Origin of the sequence: Acinetobacter sp. YH16031 (assembly GCF_013417335.1) — a bacterium.
Taxonomy (GTDB): Bacteria; Pseudomonadota; Gammaproteobacteria; order Pseudomonadales; family Moraxellaceae; genus Acinetobacter.
In genome coordinates, this window is sequence record NZ_VPED01000097.1 from 1 (window position 1) to 3,000 (window position 3,000).

The window sequence follows — 3,000 nt, forward strand, 5'->3', positions numbered from 1 at the left end:
ATTTCGTATAAGGTGTATTATGTTAATTTTAGAAAATCTTCACTACTATTATTTTAAAATAAGCCTTATATCCAAGCATAAAACAAGGTTGTCTAGACTTCTTTTAACAGTAAAGTTATCATAAAACTGAATTTTATTTTTTAGGTAAGTTTATGCATTCTATCCGCATTCGTTAAGACACAACTATTTGCATAGTGACACTATTTTATAATGGTGGGCTTTTGTTGTGTCTTTAAGAATATATGCGGATATATAAAGTAAAAGTATGCTTAATTTATAAGTATGCTTTTAGTGCATAGTTTCCAGTTATAACTTAATTGACTAGCTATTTGTCCACCCTGTGGATGAATAGCTTTTTTTTTGGGAGGACACTGTGATGCTAGCTTTTGTTTTCACCTAAATCCTGTTTGCTGCATAAAAAATTTCAAGAGCTAAACAGGAGTAAATAAAAATGAGTTTAATTATTAAAGCGAGAAACATACGCTTGGATTATGCTGGGCGTGATGTTTTGGATATTGATGAATTGGAAATTCACTCTTATGACCGTATTGGTCTTGTGGGTGATAACGGAGCAGGAAAGAGTAGTTTACTCAAAGTACTTAATGGCGAAATTGTTTTAGCCGAAGCGACATTACAGCGTTTTGGTGATTTTGCACATATCAGCCAACTGGGCGGAATCGAAATAGAAACGGTCGAAGACCGGGCAATGTTATCTCGCCTTGGTGTTTCCAATGTACAAAACGACACAATGAGTGGCGGAGAGGAAACTCGTGCAAAAATTGCTGCCGCATTTTCCCAACAAGTACATGGCATTCTAGCGGATGAACCAACCAGCCACCTTGATCTCAATGGAATAGATCTACTTATTGGTCAACTTAAAGCATTTGATGGAGCATTACTTGTTATCAGTCATGACCGATATTTTCTTGATATGGTTGTAGACAAGATATGGGAGTTAAAAGACGGTAAAATTACGGAATATTGGGGTGGTTACTCGGATTACTTGCGTCAAAAAGAAGAAGAGCGACAACACCAAGCCGTAGAATATGAGCTGATGATGAAGGAACGGGAGCGATTAGAATCTGCTGTGCAAGAAAAACGCCAGCAAGCTAATCGATTAGACAATAAGAAAAAAGGAGAAAAATCCAAAAACTCTACCGAAAGTGCTGGACGACTTGGGCATGCAAAAATGACTGGCACCAAGCAAAGAAAACTGTATCAGGCAGCTAAGAGTATGGAAAAGCGTTTGGCTGCATTAGAAGATATTCAAGCACCAGAGCATTTGCGTTCTATTCGTTTTCGTCAAAGTTCAGCCCTAGAACTGCACAATAAGTTCCCGATTACGGCAGATGGTCTGAGCTTAAAATTTGGTAGCCGTACTATCTTTGATGACGCTAACTTTATAATACCGCTTGGCGCTAAAGTCGCTATAACTGGATCGAATGGAACAGGGAAAACGTCCTTGTTAAAAATGATATCAGAACGTGCTGATGGATTAACCATATCTCCAAAAGCTGAAATTGGCTACTTTACACAAACAGGATATAAATTTAACACGCATAAATCTGTGCTCTCCTTTATGCAGGAAGAGTGCGAGTACACAGTTGCGGAAATTCGTGCAGTATTGGCTTCAATGGGGATCGGAGCGAATGATATTCAAAAAAACTTATCCGACTTATCGGGAGGTGAAATCATCAAACTGCTTTTATCCAAAATGCTTTTAGGAAAATATAATATTTTGCTTATGGATGAACCAGGAAACTATCTTGACCTAAAAAGTATTGCCGCATTAGAAACAATGATGAAGTCCTATGCAGGAACTATTATCTTCGTATCTCATGACAAGCAATTGGTCGATAATATTGCTGACATTATCTACGAGATCAAAGACCACAAAATCATCAAGACTTTTGAGAGAGATTGTTAATGATAGCCAATCTAATCCGAACATTAATTATTGAACTCTTTAAAGGAAATTAAAAATGACAATTCAAGATATTCAATCACTTGCTGAAGCACACGGCTTGTTGCTTACGGACAAAATGAATTTCAATGAAATGGGCATTGATTTTAAGGTCGTTTTTGCTCTTGATACAAAGGGGCAACAATGGTTGCTGCGTATTCCTCGTCGTGATGGCATGAGGGAACAAATCAAGAAAGAAAAACGCATTTTAGAATTGGTAAAAAAACATCTTTCTGTAGAGGTTCCTGATTGGAGAATTTCATCTACAGAATTAGTGGCTTATCCCATACTTAAAGATAATCCTGTTTTAAATTTGGATGCTGAAACCTATGAAATAATTTGGAATATGGACAAAGATAGCCCGAAATACATAACATCTTTGGCAAAAACCTTATTTGAAATCCATAGTATTCCTGAAAAAGAAGTTCGGGAAAATGATTTGAAAATTATGAAACCTTCAGATTTAAGACCTGAAATAGCAAACAATTTGCAGTTAGTAAAATCTGAAATTGGTATAAGTGAGCAATTGGAAACCCGCTACAGAAAATGGTTGGATAATGATGTTCTATGGGCAGATTTCACCCAATTTATACATGGCGATTTATATGCTGGGCATGTACTAGCTTCAAAGGATGGAGCTGTTTCAGGCGTTATTGATTGGTCAACAGCCCATATAGATGACCCAGCGATTGATTTTGCTGGGCATGTAACTTTGTTTGGAGAAGAAAGCCTCAAAACTCTAATCATCGAGTATGAAAAACTAGGGGGTAAAGTTTGGAATAAACTATATGAACAGACTTTAGAAAGAGCAGCGGCCTCTCCTTTGATGTATGGTTTATTTGCCTTAGAAACTCAAAATGAAAGCCTTATCGTTGGAGCAAAAGCTCAGTTGGGAGTTATATAATTTAAAAATATGATTGCTGAGAACTGCCTTGTTTTGAAACTTGGTTGGCTTTAATTAGTTTTTAGTATTCTTTATAGAAAATGCCTCGATCAAGGGGCATTTCTAACAATCATTTAACATAAAATTTCTTATG

At 36.6% G+C, this 3,000-nt stretch carries 2 protein-coding genes; both read left to right on the top strand.

Translation table 11 applies throughout. The features are described from left to right. The first annotated feature begins 451 nt into the window (after positions 1-451). On the top strand, positions 452-1,927 hold the full coding sequence (gene msr(E), locus FTV31_RS16115) for an ABC-F type ribosomal protection protein Msr(E) (protein WP_000052512.1): 1,476 nt from the start codon (positions 452-454) through the stop codon (positions 1,925-1,927). 55 nt (positions 1,928-1,982) lie between these two features. Beyond that, positions 1,983-2,867 carry an Mph(E) family macrolide 2'-phosphotransferase gene (locus FTV31_RS16120; protein ID WP_000155092.1) on the top strand — a complete coding sequence of 295 codons (885 nt, stop codon included), beginning with the start codon at positions 1,983-1,985 and terminating at the stop codon, positions 2,865-2,867. Positions 2,868-3,000 lie beyond the last annotated feature (133 nt).